General features: G+C 55.2%; 9 protein-coding genes. 1 reads left to right on the top strand and 8 read right to left on the bottom strand.

Annotated features, from left to right (window positions below; all coding sequences use genetic code 11):
- Positions 1 to 274: 274 nt before the first annotated feature.
- The 6 genes from ltrA to A1332_RS19310 form a co-directional block, all read right to left on the bottom strand.
- Positions 275 to 1525, bottom strand: coding sequence for a group II intron reverse transcriptase/maturase (ltrA, locus tag A1332_RS19335; protein WP_064010059.1), 1251 nt, complete (start codon positions 1523 to 1525; stop codon positions 275 to 277).
- A 681-nt stretch (positions 1526 to 2206) separates the two neighbouring features.
- Positions 2207 to 3328, bottom strand: coding sequence for an HD domain-containing phosphohydrolase (locus A1332_RS19330; RefSeq protein WP_064010058.1), 1122 nt, complete (start codon positions 3326 to 3328; stop codon positions 2207 to 2209).
- A gap of 2 nt (positions 3329 to 3330) precedes the next feature.
- Entirely contained in the window at positions 3331 to 7383 is a 4053-nt protein-coding gene (locus A1332_RS19325) for a response regulator (RefSeq protein WP_064010057.1), read from the bottom strand.
- A 224-nt stretch (positions 7384 to 7607) separates the two neighbouring features.
- Entirely contained in the window at positions 7608 to 10727 is a 3120-nt protein-coding gene (locus A1332_RS19320; RefSeq protein ID WP_064010056.1) for an efflux RND transporter permease subunit, read from the bottom strand.
- Positions 10724 to 11902, bottom strand: a complete 1179-nt coding sequence (locus A1332_RS19315) for an efflux RND transporter periplasmic adaptor subunit (RefSeq protein ID WP_064010055.1) — start codon at positions 11900 to 11902, stop codon at positions 10724 to 10726. The genes A1332_RS19320 and A1332_RS19315 overlap by 4 nt, the downstream gene beginning before the upstream one ends.
- Positions 11899 to 13311: an efflux transporter outer membrane subunit gene (locus tag A1332_RS19310; RefSeq protein ID WP_064010054.1), complete on the bottom strand. Its 1413-nt coding sequence runs from the start codon at positions 13309 to 13311 to the stop codon at positions 11899 to 11901. The genes A1332_RS19315 and A1332_RS19310 overlap by 4 nt, the downstream gene beginning before the upstream one ends.
- A 333-nt stretch (positions 13312 to 13644) precedes the next feature.
- On the opposite strand from A1332_RS19310, the gene A1332_RS19305 reads away from it, so the two are divergent.
- Positions 13645 to 14388 (top strand): methylenetetrahydrofolate reductase, encoded by a 744-nt coding sequence (locus tag A1332_RS19305; RefSeq protein ID WP_064010053.1) that lies wholly within the window; start codon positions 13645 to 13647, stop codon positions 14386 to 14388.
- 203 nt (positions 14389 to 14591) lie between these two features.
- Here the strand turns inward: A1332_RS19305 and trpC are convergent, their stop codons facing one another.
- Both trpC and A1332_RS19295 read right to left on the bottom strand, forming a co-directional pair.
- Positions 14592 to 15389, bottom strand: coding sequence for an indole-3-glycerol phosphate synthase TrpC (trpC, locus tag A1332_RS19300; protein WP_064010052.1), 798 nt, complete (start codon positions 15387 to 15389; stop codon positions 14592 to 14594).
- 301 nt (positions 15390 to 15690) lie between these two features.
- A complete protein-coding gene (locus A1332_RS19295; protein WP_064010051.1) occupies positions 15691 to 16884 on the bottom strand; it encodes a hypothetical protein in 1194 nt (397 codons plus the stop codon).
- Between the last annotated feature and the right edge of the window lie 227 nt (positions 16885 to 17111).

Here is a 17111-nt window from a genome sequence, read left to right as displayed (position 1 = left end):
AGCTTCCTATTCCTGACGCTGCTGGCCGATTTGCACATTCAAGCCCGAAAAAGCCTGCTCCAGGTGCGGCAAGGCGCTGGTCTTCGCGATTCAGCCGAGAATAGCCTTGCCGAACTTGCTCGGCCAGCTGCTCGAGCCGCAAACCCAGGCACTCGGCTATCGGGGACTAAAAATCTTCACTGTGCTAGCGCTCCGTTGTTGAGTAGACCGCAGGCACTTCCCCCGCAGACTCTCGCAGAACGGTACGTGAACCTCTCGATTCATACCGCTCCCATCAGACAAACGCACCTATCATTCCTGCTCGCCAATGAGCGAACAAGTTTGGATATTGATCTGCCATCTTCTCCAGAAACAGCATAGCCTTGATCTTGTGCTGGCGGAGCGGCTTGAACTTACGCCTCGCCCACCTCACCAGAGTCATATTTACGTGGCGACATAGTCCGTACAACGCTGAGCGGGTATAACAACCATAATAGGCTAGCCACCCCCTGATGATGGGATTCAACCATTTAGCGATCTCTCCCAAGCTCAACTCGGTACGTGTTCGCACCCGTAACGTTCTAATCTTTTGCCGCATTGCCTTCAGCGCCGCTTTACTTACTGCGGGCGTAAAGTTTACAAACACGCTGTTTCTCTTGCGATTTCTACAGAGCCGCCGTCTGAACGTATACCCCAGAAAATCAAAGGATGTATGCTCATATTGCCCTTTGCGACTACCGTCTTTACAGTAAACGATCTTGGTTTTCACCGGATGAAGTTCAAGTCCACAGGACTGAAAGCGTTGTTTCAATACTTCCAGCATGTGTTGGGCTTCCGCCTCGCTACGGCAGTGCACCAGACCATCATCGGCATAACGACACCAGACTGTATTCGGGTAATGATTTTGCAACCATTTGTCGAATACATAGTGCAGAAACAGATTACTGAGCACGGGACTGACAACCCCACCTTGTGGCGTGCCTTTTCCCCGACTGATCAACTCTCCATTTGGCATCTGCATCGGCGCCGTCAACCAACGTTTAATATATAACCTCACCCAAGGGGTATCCGTATGTTTATAGACCGCTTTCAATAATAAATCGTGCGGTATATTGTCGAACAACCCTTTAATATCAAACTCAAGCACCCAGTCGTAACGCCAACAACGTTCTCGCGTAACGCCCACCGCATCCAATGCTGATTTGTTCGGCCTGTAGCCATAAGAGTCAGCTAAAAAGTGCGGTTCAACCTGGGGTTCAAACTCAAGTTTGACGACCATTTGAGCAATACGATCACTCACCGTGGGAATGCCCAAAATCCGTTCGCCGCCCGCTTTCTTCGGTATAGCTACCGCTTTCACAGGCGGCGGGAAGTAACTGCCGGACGACAGCCGATTCCATAACTTGTAAAGATTGGCTTTCAGATTTCTTTCAAAATCTGCCAACGATTGCTTATCAACCCCTGCGGCACCGACATTGGCTTTCACCAATTCAAATGCGCGCATGACCTGTCCTTTCGAAATGACAAATGGCTTTGCCTTGCTCACCTCATCCTCCTGCCATATGACAGTTGTGACATCAACAAAGGCAGCCTGATGTTGCTCCTTCGCTCCACGTTCATTACAAACGTTTCCTCGCTACTACGGGCAACTCCGCCCCAGTATCACGCATCGGTACTCTCATGCTCATAAATTGAGTTATTTGCATTTCTCCCTTAACATCATGATGACTGGTTCCCACAGTTCCCATTGAAAGCCCAGTACAGAGTCACGCCCACTATACGCCGGACACCGCCTGCACAGCCTTCGGATTCGCTTGCAGACTCATCCCAAGAGTCTTGGACGCCCCTGGTTTTGATGTCAAATCTCTGAATAACGACGCGTCAACATAGGTTCGGTTTAACTCGTCTCTCTGTACCCTACCTACTAATTATGAATTAGCTTTTCCTCAACGCTCACTACCTGCACTCTTAATACAAGCAGCTTGAGGTGGCTTAAAGCCGGTTTCCGACAACAGACTTTGATGGGCCTACCATCATCTTCCAATGAGCTTATACACATCTGATCGCTATTTCCTTACAGCTTCAGTTTGTGTGCCTGTGGCACACTCCAAGATTTTCAGCGGGAGTGCTAACGGCGTTCAGCAGCACCGATTAAGTTCGCGCGTTTGGCCGCAAGTCAAACGGCACTGTATAGATTCCGGTGAAACCGGGTTAATCAAATACCATATCAAGCGGCATCGTCCCGGTAACGGTTGGCGATAGCTTGAAACCGGGCGACTATCGACTGCATGGCGTCGACCATGTCCGGGTCGAAATGCCTGCTGCGGCCTTCCATCATCAATGCCACCGATTCTTCATGGCTAAAGGCGGGTTTGTAAACCCGCTTGGTGGTCAAGGCATCGTACACGTCCGCTACCGCCATCAATCGGGCGCTGACCGGAATCTCGTCGCCGCGCAAGCCCTGGGGATAGCCAGTACCGTCCCAGCGTTCGTGGTGACAATAGGCGATATCGGCGGCATATCCTAAAAAAGCGCCTTCGTTTTCGCCAAACTCTTTGGCCGCCGAGACGATGGCATTTTTGCCGGCCTCGCAATGGCGTTTCATGATCACCCACTCGTCCTCGGTCAATTTGCCGGGTTTGAGCAGAATCGCATCGGGAATTGCCACCTTGCCGATGTCGTGCAGCGGGGCGGTTTTGTACATGTATTCGATGGATTCGTCGTTCAGGCAATCGCAAAAGCGCGGATGCGTGCGCAAAGCCTCGGCCAATTCGCGAACATAGTGCTGGGTGCGGCGGATATGGTTACCGGTTTCGTTATCGCGCACTTCGGCCAGCGCGCAAAACGCCGAAATGATCGAGCCCTGAGCCGCTATCAGTTGCCGATTGCGCCTGATCAACTCTTCGGTACGCTCGGCCACCAACAGTTCCAGGCCCTCGTTATGCCGGCGCAGTTCCCGGCTACTGTCGGCCAGCGCCAGATGGCTGCGCACCCGCGCCGAAACCACCGGCGGCGACACCGGCTTATGGATGAAATCCGCCGCGCCCAGCGACAAACCATATTCCTCGTCGACCGGACTGTCCAGGCTGGTCAGAAAAATGACCGGAATTTCCCGGCTGGCGATATCGGCTTTCAAGCGTCGGCAGACTTCGTAACCATCGATACCCGGCATCACCACATCGAGCAACACCAGATTCGGCGGACAGCGACCAATCAAACCCAGTGCTTCGGCGCCGTTGGTCGCGAAGCTGGTATCGTACTGTTTGCCCAGGATGTTATCCAACAATTCGATATTGCTTAGCGAATCGTCGACGATCAACACCCGATGCCGGTTGGGATTGGTAGTCATATTCAGTTCCTGGATTGATAACGCTCGATTAGCCGAGACAAGTCGCTCAATGCCTCATCGTACCGCAATTGTCCGATCGATAGAGCGATAGGCGCGAATTCGCCGAGCAGTTCGCGGTCGGCGATGCCGCTTTCCAATTCGGACGCCAAGCGGCGGGCGTCCAGACTCTTGGCCCGCAATTGCTGTTCCAGCAAAGTCAAGCGCGACCAAAACCAATCGGCGTCGTGCCTACTTTTGGAGGGTTCGGGCGCGACCGTCCGCTCGACCGCCGTCAATCCCCCCAGTAGCGCCGGTATTGCGTCGCATTGTCGAGCCAATTCCTCGACAGCCTCGGATAAACCGGCCGTCGTGCCGGATTTGAGCAATTGCTCCAGGTGGCCGGCCAAAGCCGCGATGGCGTCCAGCCCCAAATTACCGGCTTCGCCCTTTAAATTATGCGCCAGCTGATACAGCGAATCGAGCTCGCCGGCCTGGGCCAGACGGCGAAATTCGCTGCCGGCGGCGGCGCGGCGGTCGGCAAATTTCAACAACAAGCGCCGGTAAAAATCGGCGTTGCCGCCCATGCGCAACAACGTTGCCGACACCGATACGCCCGGCAACAAGCGCGCCAGCGCCTCGCCATCCGCCGCGCCGGCATCGGCCGCCGTTTCGATAGCGGCCGGTTCCGAACTAGGTCTGTCGCCGACCGGCCGGATCCAGCGCGCCAAGGCTTCGGCCAACTCGCGCGGCTCGACTGGCTTGGCGACGTGATCGTTCATGCCCGCAGCCGCGCTGGCCGCGCGATCCTGCGCCATTGCCGCCGCCGTCATCGCAATGATCGGCAAATCCTTGCCGACCGGCAGCGCGCGAATCCGGCGCGTGGCTTCCAACCCGTCCATCACCGGCATATGCAAGTCCATCAAGATTGCGTCGAAGCGCTGGTTTTCGAGTTTAGCCAAGGCTTCCCGGCCGTGATTGGCCACCGTCACCCGCAATCCGCCCTTCTGCAAAAACTCGCTGGCAACTTGCTGATTCAATTCGTTATCCTCGACCAGCAGGATATGCGCACCGCGAATACCGTCGAGCAAGGCGTGGGCGGTTTTGAACACCGCCGCCACCGGCAGGGTACGGCGAGTTTCGTGGCGCTGCAATCCGAGCAACACATCGAACAGGTCGGACGGCGTCACCGGTTTGCCGATCAGTGCGTCTATTTCGGCTTCCCGCGCCGCGCCGGCCAGTTCGTCGCGGCCGTAAGCGGTCACCATCACGGTAATCGGCGGCCGGTTGTCGGGCTTGAGGCCGGCGATAGCCCTGGCGAAGTCCAATCCGCTCATCCCCGGCATTTTCCAATCCAGCAGCAGCAATTCGAAGGGTTCGCCACGCTGTTCGGCGGCCTCAAACAAACGCAAACCAAGCTCGCCTTTATTGGCGGTAACCACCGGAAAGCGCCAGTTCTCCAGTATCGAACGCAAAATCAGCAGCGAAGTGTCCTGATCGTCGACAACCAGCGTGCGCATCGCCCGTAAATCCTGCAAACCCGGGCCGATTTTACGTTCGCGGTGCTGGGAGTCGGGCAGACCCAACCAGACGGTGAACGCGAAAGTACTGCCGCGGCCCGGCTCGCTGGACAAGGCGATTTGACCGTTCATCATTTCCACCAAGCGTTTACAGATGGTCAGTCCCAGTCCGGAGCCGCCGAATCTGCGAGTGATGCCGGCATCGGCCTGCACGAAAGGCTGAAATAATCGGCTGCTTTGCTCGGGGGTTAATCCGATGCCGGTGTCGCGCACCGCGAAACGCAAGCACACCGAATCGGCCGTCGCATCGCGTTTTTCGATCCGCACATGCACTTCGCCTTGCTCGGTAAACTTGATGGCATTGCCGACCAGATTGTCGACGATTTGGCTGAGCCGCAACGGATCGCCGATCAGGCATTCCGGCACGTCCGGTGCCATATCGACGAACAACTCGATGCCTTTTTCCTCGGCGCGAAAGGAGAACAAATCCCCGGTCGCGCGCAAGATGTCCTCCAGGCAAAAATCGACGGCTTCGATATCGATGCGCCCGGCCTCTATTTTCGAGTAATCGAGGATATCGTTAAGAATACCCAACAAGGCCTGCGAAGCGTTCAACACCTTACGCAAGTAATCTTGTTGCCGTTCGTCCAGATCGGTATCCAGGGCCAGCCGAGTCAGCCCGAGTATGGCGTTCATCGGCGTGCGAATCTCATGGCTCATATTGGCTAAAAAATCCGACTTCGCTTGGTTGGCGGCATCAGCCTGTTGTCTGGCCTCCCGCAATTCGGCGGTGCGTTCGTCGACCAGACGTTCCAGATCGTTTTTGTAGCGCTCCAATTCCTCTTCGTTGCGCTTGCGCTCGGTGATGTCCAGGCGAATGCCCAAGATCCGGCTGACCGAACCGTCGTCGCCGCATTCGACATTGAAAGCTTTGACGCTTAGCCAGCGGTAGTCGCCGTCGGCGTGGCGCATTCTAGCCTCGTAACTGTAGGCGTCGGCCCGTTTGGCCAGCACGCTGCCGATTTTCTCCGCGACCATTTCCCGGTCGGCGGGGTGCAGCCGGTCCAGCCATTCCTCCCGATCTCCCGGGCCATCCTTGGGCCGATAACCGAGCATGCTGTAGTACATCGGCGAAACCACGAAGCTATCACGCCTGACATCCCAATCGAAGATGCCGATTTGCGCCACCTCCAGCGTCAAGCGTAAACGCTCCTCGGAAATGCGTAGCTTCTCCTCGGTTTGCTTGCGGCCGGTAATATCCAGCGTGAAGCCGTTGATCAGGCCGCTACGCTCGTCCTTCCTGGCCGAGAGCGAAAACCATTTGACGGTGCCGTCATCCAGCAGCGCTCGGGCTTCGAATTCGCGGACTTCTTTCTGGTTGCGCAACAAATCGCTGAATTCGGCTAATTTGGCCGGATCGGCAAACCGCCGTTCCGGAGTGCCGTACTTAGCCAAGAAATCATCGACCGAATCGCAATCGAACTGGCGTGCCAGTGTCGAATTCGTGAAGAAATGCTTACCCAGTGCGTCGCACTGGAACACACCTATCGGTGCGTTTTCGACGATATAGCGGTATTTGCGCTCGTTGCTCCGCCATTTCAGCAAGCCGTAGCGTGCGACCTGCATCAACTTCAGCGACAGCAACACGATAACCAGACCGGCGCCGCCATACCAAAACAAGTGCTTGCGCCATTCCTCCAGATAATCCTGCTCGGCGATGGCCGCCAACACGTAAAGCGGATAGTTGCCGACGCGGCGAAAGCTGTAGAGCCGCTTGACGCCGTCCGCCGGACTGACCTCGATATAAACGCCGCGTTCGTTGCCCTTGGCTAGAAACGCTAGAATCGGATGCGCTTCCAAGGCCTGACCTTGATTGGCAGGCAAGCTCGGATGACGCGCCAATAAACGCATCTCGGCGTCGCGCAAGGCCACGGCCCCGTGGCGGCCTAAATTCAGCGTCCGGTAAAAATTTTCGAATTCGGCCAATTCCACGAATACTCTGACGATACCGGCGAAACGACCGTCCGAAAAGTTTGCGCGCCGGCTCAGCGTGATTGCCCAGGCGCCGGACGGCCGTATCTGGATAGGCGCCGAAATGGCCAGGCCGCGGCTACGGCCCTCGCGGTGCGCGCGAAAGTATTCGCGGTCGGCAATATTGATCGGCGGCTGGGCATCCACCGAGTCGTACAGGCTATCGCCGTTGGCGTCGAAGACGGCTATCCCGCCGATTTCCACCGCGACCGTTTCCGGCAAATTAGCGGCTTTTTCCTTGAGCATGGCCCGGATCTCGGCATGGCGAGCGGGCGCGGCGCGTAAATCCTCGGCATGCAAGCGCCCCAACACGTCGGTCAGGATCAGGTCGATTTTGTCGACGGTGGCCTGGGCATGGCCTTCCAGCACCATCGAGATATTCTCGGTTTCCACTTGGGCATGAGCGATTCTCTGCTCGCGTTCCTGCCACAAACTCACCGCCATCAATAGCGCAAAACCGAGCACGCCGACCAAACCGGCGGCGTTCACCATACCGAACGAGAAGGGATTCTTAAACCGCAGCCGCATGTCGCAACACCGTTAAATTAAGGATATTTCCTGTCATGGTTCAACTGCGCCATCACTAATATCGCCGCCAAACGTGCAAAGCGTGGCCGCTAATCGATCCGATTTCCAAAACGGCAGGAGATGAAATTCTAAAGATAGCTGCTATTCACGATTTTTGATCGTATCGAGCCACAAGCAGCGTTTTACAGATAGGCTCAAGCAACGAGGCCAGCGCCCCAATGCCCTTATCGGTTCGGCGGCCGGCTATTTCCCAAAATCGCATAACAGACCGGCGTCAAAATCAAGCTGGCGGCCATGCCGATCAACAGGCCGGCCGACAGCGATAAAGTCATCGGAATCAGGAATTGCGCTTGCTGACTGGTCTCCAGCAGCGTCGGCAAAAATCCGGCAAAGTTGGTCAGAAAAGCCAGCAAAATCGGCCGAAAACGCGCGATGCAGGCGGCGCTGATCAGGTGTTCCACCGAGGTATCTTCACCGCCGTGTTGGCGAATGTAATCCAGCAGCACCAAGCTGTCGTTCACCACCACACCGCTGGCGGCGATCATGCCCACCAGCGACTCCATCGACAAGGGCAGGCCGGCCGCCCAATGCGCCAATACCGCGCCGCTCCAGGCCACCGGCGCCGCCAACAGAAAGATCAGCGGTTTGCTGTAAGATTTAAACGGCACCGCGATCAAAGCATAGATCACCAGCAGCGCGATCAAGGTGTTTTTACCGAAGGCTGCCAACATAGCTTCCTGTTCCTGGCGCTGCTGGCCGATTTGCACATTCAAGCCTGGAAAAGCCTGTTCCAGGCGCGGCAAGGCGCCGCTTTCCAGCGCGGCGTAAATGCCATTGACGTCAGCTTTGGTCGGATCGACGCGGGCCTGCACTTTCAAAACCCGGTGCCGGTCCTCGCGATTCAATCGGGAATAGCCTTGCACCAGCTTGATCTCGGCCAGATCGTTAAGCGGTACGCTGCTGCCGTTCGGCAAACGCACCGGTTGAGCCTTCAACGCATCCAACGATTGCCGCTGCTCCAAGGGATAGCGCACCATCACTTTTACTTCGCGACGGCCGCGCAGGAATCGGTGTACTTCCGCACCGTAATAGCCTTGCCGAACTTGCTCGGCCAACTGCTCGAGCCGCAAACCCAGGCGCTCGGCTTCCGGCTTCAAAGCCAGCCGTACTTCGGGTTTGCCGGGTTCGGCGGAGTCGATCACATCATAAACGCCCGGAAATTCGTGCAGCAGCCTCTTGAGTTGCTCAGCGGCGGGTGGCAGCAAACTCGGATCGCCAGCCCCCAGCAGCAACTCGATGTCGTAAGGCACGTCGCCTTCTTTATAAATAAAATCGACCTTGCCCCGACCAATATCGCCGATGTGTTGCCGCCAATCGCGGATGAATTCTTCGACTCTCAAGCGCCGGCGACCCTCGGCCGAGAACTCCAGCCAGATACCGGCGCCATGCTCCCAAATAATGGTTTCCACACCGACGATAACGCTTTGCTCGTTGGCATCAGCGGCTTGCACACTGTTAACGCCTGCCTGATCCATACCATCCAGTTCGTCGCGCAAAGCAAATAAGGCTTTTTCCACCTGGGTCGCCAGTGCCTGAGTCTCGCTGTAAGGCGCGCTCTGCGGCAACTGCATCGATACCCAAAAACTGTCCTTGGTGACATCCGGATTAATCGATTGCCGCACCCGGTCGCTAAGGACCAGCGCAGCGCAAATTGCCAGCAGCGCGATGAACAAGGCCACGGTCAAATAGCGCCAGGCCAGTGCAGTTTCCAGCAGCGGCCGATAAATACGCGCGACGAAACGATCCAATCCTCGATTCATCCGCTCGCGCAAGCCTTGTAAATAGCCGGGTTTGGCCTCGGTGTCGATGTCGCCGACCAGATGCGACGGCAGAATCAACAGCGCCTCGACCAGCGAGAACACCAGTGTCAATATCATCACCAGGCAAATCGGCCGCATCATCTGCCCGGCCCAGCCGGGCAAAAACAGGCCGGGTAAAAACGCTACCAGCACGATCAACACCGACAGGCTGACCGGCAGTGCCACTTCCCGCACGCCGCTAATAGTGGCTTGCAGCGGCGATTGCCGGCCTTCGATTTGCCGGCTATGCACGCTTTCGCCGATGATGATGGCATCGTCCACCAAGATGCCCATCGCCAACAAAAAGCCGAATAAGGACAGCATGTTCAAGGAAATATCCAGGGCCGGCATCAGCCAGAACGCGCCCAGCACCGAGGTGAAGATGCCGACGCCGGCCCACAGCGCCACCCGCAGTCGCAGGAACAAGGTCAGCACCAGACAGACCAGCACGAAACCGCTCAAACCGTCTTCCAGCAGTGTGCCGATGCGCTCGTCGTAAGCTTGCGAATCGTCCCACCAGGTAATCAGGCGCAAGCCTTCCGGCAATTGCGCGCGCATCTCTTCGACATACGCCTTCACTCGCCGCGCCACTGCCACGCTGTCCTGTTCGGCGTGAATTTCCCAACCCTGCGCGGTCTGGCCGTTGTGATGCCAGGCCCACAAGCGTTCTTCCAGGCCGTCCTTGATGGTGGCGATCTGCTCCAAGCGCACCCGGTTGCCATCCGGCAAGGTCTTGACGATCAAGGCGCCGACCGCCTCGGCATCGCGGGCGCGGCCACTAACGCGCAGCAACAACTCGCCGTCCGGATTCTTGATCAGCCCGCCCGGCAGATCGACCGAGGCCTTGCGTACCGCTTGCGCCACCTCGTCCAGCGTCAGCTGATATTTGCGCAATTGTTGCGGCAACACTTCGATGTCGATTTCGTAGGCCAGCTCTCCGTAGTTGCGGGCGCGACTGACACCCGGAATCGCCGCCAGTTGTTCCTGAATCCGGTCGCCGTAGCGCTGCAAGGTGGCGGCGTCGGTGGCGCCGTGCAAAGCCAGCCAGATCACGCCGTCGTCGTCCTCGCGATCGGCTTGCAACACCTGGATTTTTTCCAGCTGTTTCGGCAAGCGCGGAATGGCTTGCACCCGGCTTTGCAGTGTTGCCATCATCTGAATTCGGTCATGGTCCGGCAGAATTTCCACGCCGATCTTGCAGTTGTCGCCCCTGATCTCGCCATGCAGATGCTTAACACCCGGCACGTCGTGGATGGCTTCCTCAATCGGTACGCACACCGACTCCTCGACTTCCGAGGGGCCTGCGCCTGGAAATACCGCTTCGATCAGGATTTTATTGGGGCTGAAGCGCGGAAAGACTTCTTTATCGACACCGACGATGCCGAGCACGCCGCCGGTCAGAATCAATAGCATCAATAGATTGGCCGCAACCGGATTGCCGGCGAACCAGGCCAATAAACCTAAACGCTGATTGGCAGGCGTCATTGGGCGGCTTCAGGCTGAGCTTCGACTGCGTTGACTTTCATTCCCGCCACCGGTACCGGCAGTTCCGACACCACCACGCGGTCGCCGGGATTTAAACCGGCCTTGACGATGACGCGCTCGGCGTCGTGGCGCAGCACTTGCAGCTGGCGAATATCCAAACGCTGCTCGGCATCGACCAGCTTGGCTTGTTGCAAACCGTTCAATGCGGTGCGCGGCAAGGTAAACAGGCCGTCGTGGCGCACGCCTTCGATCTCGGCTTGCACGAACAAGCCGCTTAGCAAGGGCGGACGATCCGGGGTTTCCCGGAACGGATCGACCACTTGGGCAACCAGATACAGTTGGCCGCTGTTGTCGTCCAGCGCCGCTTCACTGCGGACGATACGGCCTTGCCAGCTTTGCGGCTTGCCGGCCAATTCCGCACTCAGCGTCACCGCCGGCCAGCGGCCTGTCTTGGCATTTTGCCCTAAAGGCAGTTCCAGAAACGCCAGTTGTTCGGTGCTGATCGGCAGACGGATTTCGGCGATGTCGCTGGCGTAAATCCGCGCCACCACCGCACCGGACGGGATGTATTGCCCCAAACCGGCTTGCTTGCTCAGCACCCGGCCGGCAAACGGTGCCCGCAATTCGCAACGGCTGCGATTGAGTTTGGCCTCGGCCAGATCGGCCTCGGCGGCCTTGAGCTTGGCTTGTGCTTCGGCCAGTTGCGGCTTGCGCAGCGCCAGCGGGCTGGGTTCGCCTTCGCCCAGCGCCTGCCATTCGCTCTGTGCCTGTTCGACTTGCGCTTGTTCGTTGATCAGCACCCGCTGGGCCTCGGCCAGTTGCGCTTCGGCGGCGACGATGGCGTAATCGAAATCTCGCGGGTCGATGGTCAGCAGCAATTCGTTGGCGGCAAAGAACCCGCCGGCAACCATGGCCGGATGTACCTGCGCCACTTTACCGCCGACTTCGCTCACTAAATCGATGGTCTCGCGCGGCGCCACCACGCCTTGTGACATCACGTTCAGCCGCAAACTTTGCGGCTCGACGCGGACCACGTTGACCTTGGGAATAGTCAGTTCGGCGCTCTGCTGAACGGTTTGCGGCTTGGCGGCGATAATCGCCCAAGCCGCGCCGGCCGCCGCCAGCAAGACCAGGATCGGTAACAGAATTTTTAAATTGAGTACTTGCGGATTCAAACGGCACCACCCAATGCCAAATAGAGATTGATACGATTGTTCAATAGTTGCCGCTGCACGGCCAGATGCGCGCTTTGCGCATTGAGGGTGCTGCGATAGCTGTCGAGTAAAGTCAGGATTTCGATCAAGCCTTGCCGGTAGGAATATACGGCCAGCTTGCGGCTGGCCTCGGTTTGCGTCACCGCTTCGCGCAAGGCCTGCTCCTGGGTGCGCAGCCAGGCTTCGGCGGCCAATGCTTGCTCCACTTCGCGAAAGGCGTTCAAGGCCACGCTTTGGTATTGGTTAAACGCTTCCCGGACTTTGGCTTCGTTCAAACGAATCTCCCCTTGCAAGCGACCGCCGGTAAACAGCGGCTGGGCCAGGCCGGCGGCCAGATTCCAGGCTGCCGCGCGCGGATCGATGATCTCGGTCAAGGCCGCGCTGCTGGTACCGCCGGCACCGGTCAAGGTGACGCGCGGCAGCAAGGCTTTTTCGGCGCTTTCCAAACGTGAGTCGGCGGCCCGCAAACGCTTGAAGGCGGCGATTACATCCGGGCGGCGATCCAACAGCTCGGCCGGCAAGCCGGCGCTCAAGGCGGTTGGCGGCTGAGGCAACGATAGCTCCGAATCGAATTCGTTTGCCCCGTCTTGCTTTGCTGGATCGTTGCCCGGATACCGGCCCAGCAAAGTTTGTAGGCGCTTGCCTATCAATTGCACATCGTTTCTAGCCTGCGCCAGCTGTGCTTCGGCATTCGCCAGATCGGTTAGGACCAGACGTAAATCCAGGCCGCGAGTCAAGCCCTTATTGAAGCGGCCGCGCACCAAGTCGACGATCACACCTCGGTCCTTGACCGACTGCGCCGCTACCGCCGCTTGCAGTTGCGCTTCGCTGAATTCGAAATAAGCTTGAGCAATCCGTGCCGCCAACGATAGTTGCGCGGCGCGATAATCGTCGCCAGTCGCCTCGGCTTCGGTTTCCGCAGCTTGTTGTCCGGCCTTGATCCGCCCCCAGACATCCAGCTCCCAGCTAAGATTGAACATTGCCATAAACTCGCCGTATTCGCTGCTTTCGCCTCCAATATTGGTTTTTGCGCGTTGATAGCTGGGGGTTAAGTACAGTTGCGGCCAGCGTCCGGAGCCGGCGATGACTGCCTGTTCACGCGCCGCATCGACGCGAGCCGCAGCGCTTTTCAAATCAAAATTATCGGCCAGGCCGCCGCGTACCAACACTGTCAACTGCTCATCATTGAAGGTTGCCAACCAGCCAGTCGCGGCCGGTTCGGCAAAATGGCGGTTACTGCTCCAGTTTTGCGGTGCCTGAAAAGCCAAAGTATGCGCGTCCCGAGGCTCGGGCGATTCACAGCCAACGGTCCATACCGCCGATAGGGCTGAAAGAATCCATAACATCGGGTGGTAGGGTTTGGCGGGCATTAGGTCGGGATGGGGCGGGAATGGCTAAATAAATCTGATGAATAGGGGTGGCTATTGATTAAGACGTTCAAAGCGGCGAAATCCCCACCGCAACCGAAAAATAATTGGGGCAAAATACCGCACGGCATTTGACTGGCAGCAAAGGCTTAGAGCCAACCTAACTATTCAGCGAACCCGCTGGAGCAAACTGACTCGACCTCTTTGCAGGTAGCTGTTTCAGCTAAACCAAAGAAGTCCGTCATTCCCACCGGGATTTGTTTTTACTGCGTTACAATCCATACTTTGCGCATGGCGCTCGTTTCCAGTCAATTCTTTTAACTACCCAGCCACACGATGAATATTTCGTTTGAAATCGTCCCTCGCAGCTTAGAGGCCTTCGACCAGCAATACGGCTTTGTGCAAACTCTGGACAAAGGTATCAACATCATCAATGTCCCGGACATCCAGCGCTTCGATACCCGCAGCTGGGAATTAGCGACCCGCGTCGATCGAAGCAAATACCGCTTTATTCCGCATTTTCGCGCGATTGATTTTAAAATCGAAAGCGGTGATCTCTACCGCATCATCGAAGAATATGCGCTAGACAGCGTCCTTTTGGTATCTGGCGATCCACCCGAGGGTTTGAAACGGTCGTTTTACAATACCGATGTGGTCGATTTGATTCGGGCCGTGCGTCAGCGTTTCCCAAGCTTACATATTTATGCCGGCTTCGATCCGCACCGCAGCGGTGTTCAGGACGAATGCGATTACATCCAACGCAAGGTCGATGCCGGTGCCGGCGGGTTTTTCTCTCAGCCGTTCTACGACAGCCGCATGATCGACATCTACGCCGAGCATATGCAAGACCTGGAAACTTACATCGGCATCAGCCCGATCACCAGCAAGGCCTCCATGAATTACTGGGAAGTCAAAAATAAGGTCAAGTTTCCGAAGAGTTTTCGGCCTGATTACGACTGGAACGTCCAATTTGCCAACGACGTAATCGCCTCGGCGGCGGCGAATGGCTTGAACGTCTATTTCATGCCGATTCGGATTGATTTGGCGCGGTATTTTGGTGAGATTGAATTGGGCGGGTAATCTCTAACCGGGTACAGATTTGCTGTTGTACTGATAAACATCCGTCTTCCCCGCGAAAGCGGGGAACCACGCTTTTGATTTTCCTGGGTCCCCGCCTTCGCGGGAACGACGAGACAAGATTTTTCATCGTTTCCACGTTCCGCGTAGGAACGCAGCCAGAGATGCTATGAGTAGTCCTGTCGAAAGACTTAATCAGAGCGTCCCTAAAAAAACAACTCGCGCATTTTTTGCCCCGGCGACTCAGCGCGCATAAACGCTTCACCAACCAGGAAGGTGTAAATACCGTTGTCCTGCATCAATTTCACATCCGCAGGAGTATGAATACCGCTTTCGGTGACGATCAGTTTGTCGGCCGGAATGGTGTTTTTCAAATCCAGTGTGGTTTGCAAGGACACGTCAAAGGTACGCAGATTGCGGTTGTTGATGCCGATCATATTGGTGTTCAACTTTAGCGCTCGTTCCAGTTCCTCCGCATCATGTACTTCGGTCAACACGTCCATGCCCAAGCCGGTCGCGGTGTCGGCCAGTTCTTTCAGCATCGCATCATCCAGTGCGGCGACGATCAGCAGGATGCAATCGGCACCGAGTGCGCGGGATTCATGGATTTGATACGGATCGATCATGAAATCCTTACGAATCGCCGGCAGCGGGCAATTTTGCCGCACCATTTGCAGATTGGCTTCCGAACCTTGGAAAAACTCTTTGTCGGTAAGCACCGACAAACAGGTCGCGCCGCTAAACGCATAATCGACGGCAATTTCCACCGGTTTGAAGTTCTCGCGGATCACGCCCTGGCTGGGCGAAGCCTTCTTGATTTCGGCGATGATCGCCGGCTTTTTCTGGTCGGCCTTGCTGCGCAATGCCGAATAAAAGCCGCGCGGGCCTTGCACGGTGCCGGCGAGTTCTTGCAACATCGACAACGGCGTATTGCTTTTGCGGCGGGCTACTTCTTCGGCTTTTTTGGTTAGGATGGTTTTTAGGATGTCTGGTGTATCGGTCATGGTTCTTGTTTAGTTTGTGTCGCTAACGCGACGGGTTAATTAGAGGTCGGGTCTCGGCCCGACAGCCGAGGTACTTTCTTTTGCTTGGCCAAAAGAAAGTACCCAAAGAAAAAGCCACCCCGATGCCGCTTATATCCTGCGCTCCGAAGGGTTTGAAAGGGGCTTCCCAGCCCCTGCATGCAACGCGACGCATCCCTGCGTCGCCCCTTTCGGGCTAATCCGTCCAAACCCTCCGGTGCTCGGCGCGGCATAGGGGGAGTAAACCATCCCGGATTCCGGTAATCTTCAACCAGGCTACTTGCTATGACTCCCAATTAAAGTCCGGCTTTCCACTATACGGCTCTAAAAACCGAACCCCGCTCTCATCCCGCATTGAATATAAAATTGGATAATCATTCTGAATCAAATATTCAACAAACTTATTTAATTCAAATTGTAACTCCTTAACAAATGCGATTTGATCATTAAACTGTGTAGGTACATTACATAACCTTAGCACTGCTTGCCAAACTCCTCGGCTCTCTACAAGGGAAACCAATTTTTCTTTTACAGGGTTGGGCACTTGTTCGATTCCTGAATATAAATCAGTCATTTTATTAGTCAAATCTCGTAAATCAAACAAACTGCCAGGCTTATCCCCTGTATCGGAAAAATAAAACAATCTTCTATCGGAATACTCTAAAAAAATGTATTCCAGCGCCGCGCTATACTTTATTTTATTGACAGAAATATATTTATTTACAACGCCAATTCTTTCGCATCTAAACCTTTTATCTTCTCGATAAAAAGCAATGCTTTGTGGAAAGCTTACTAACCCGCTTAAAGTAATTAAGGCAACAAAAAATGCAATTGTATAAATGGGCATCCTAGCGACCTGAACAAGGAAGCCTCCATTAACTGCTTTATTAAAAAACGATTCTTCTTTTTTAATATTATCAAGCAATCTAGGGCTTCCCGATTCAAGACCAGCAATAACACCTGTTGGGATAATTTTCACGGGGTTGTTGTCTGAAGCCAACACCAGGACTGTAACGGTGAAGTAGTCACTAGGCTCCAAAATTATTGGTGAAAATGATACCGAAGACTTTGATAAAAAGTGCGGCTCTAATTTTTCAGAAAAATACTCTTTGCTTCCAGAAATTTTCGGTTCCTCAAGTATTTCTCCATTGTCGAAAGAAACTCCTAACGGAAGTTTTTGATCGTAATCCCCAATGCGAATTGTATTCTCCCCTGAGTTGGTTACGCTAAAAACAATCATCCTTAACGTTTGATTGCTCGCTTTCAAGCTTCTTCCATCATACAAAACATCAAGTTTACTAATTTTTTCCTTTATTTCTATTACATAGCTATCTGAAATTAATTGATATACTATATCGGTTTTCTTAGTGTAATAAAATGTTAAAAGTAGACCGATACCCCCAATAACAAGACCAATTATTGTAATAGCAGCATTAACTTTTGGGTTATTAACAATTGCAACCAGAGAATTAAACATATAAGTTTATTAATTTAGGACCGTAGGATGTGCTGAACAAAGTGAAGCGCATCGGTCGCGAATGATGCGCCTCCTAACGTCGGCAGCATCCTACAGCCGAACACCTATCCAAACATAGAAAATTATCTGTCGCCTTTAGTTTTCAAGGCGCGAGGTTATTCCTCTATGCCGCGCCGAGCACCGGAGAGTTTGGGCGGGTCAGCCCGATAGATACTCTGTTCTAGGTC

This window comes from Methylomonas methanica, from assembly GCF_001644035.1.
In the GTDB taxonomy this organism is placed as follows: domain Bacteria; phylum Pseudomonadota; class Gammaproteobacteria; order Methylococcales; family Methylomonadaceae; genus Methylomonas; species Methylomonas methanica_A.
Note: the sequence above shows the minus strand (reverse complement) of the source record. Positions and strands in the feature narration are given on the sequence as shown.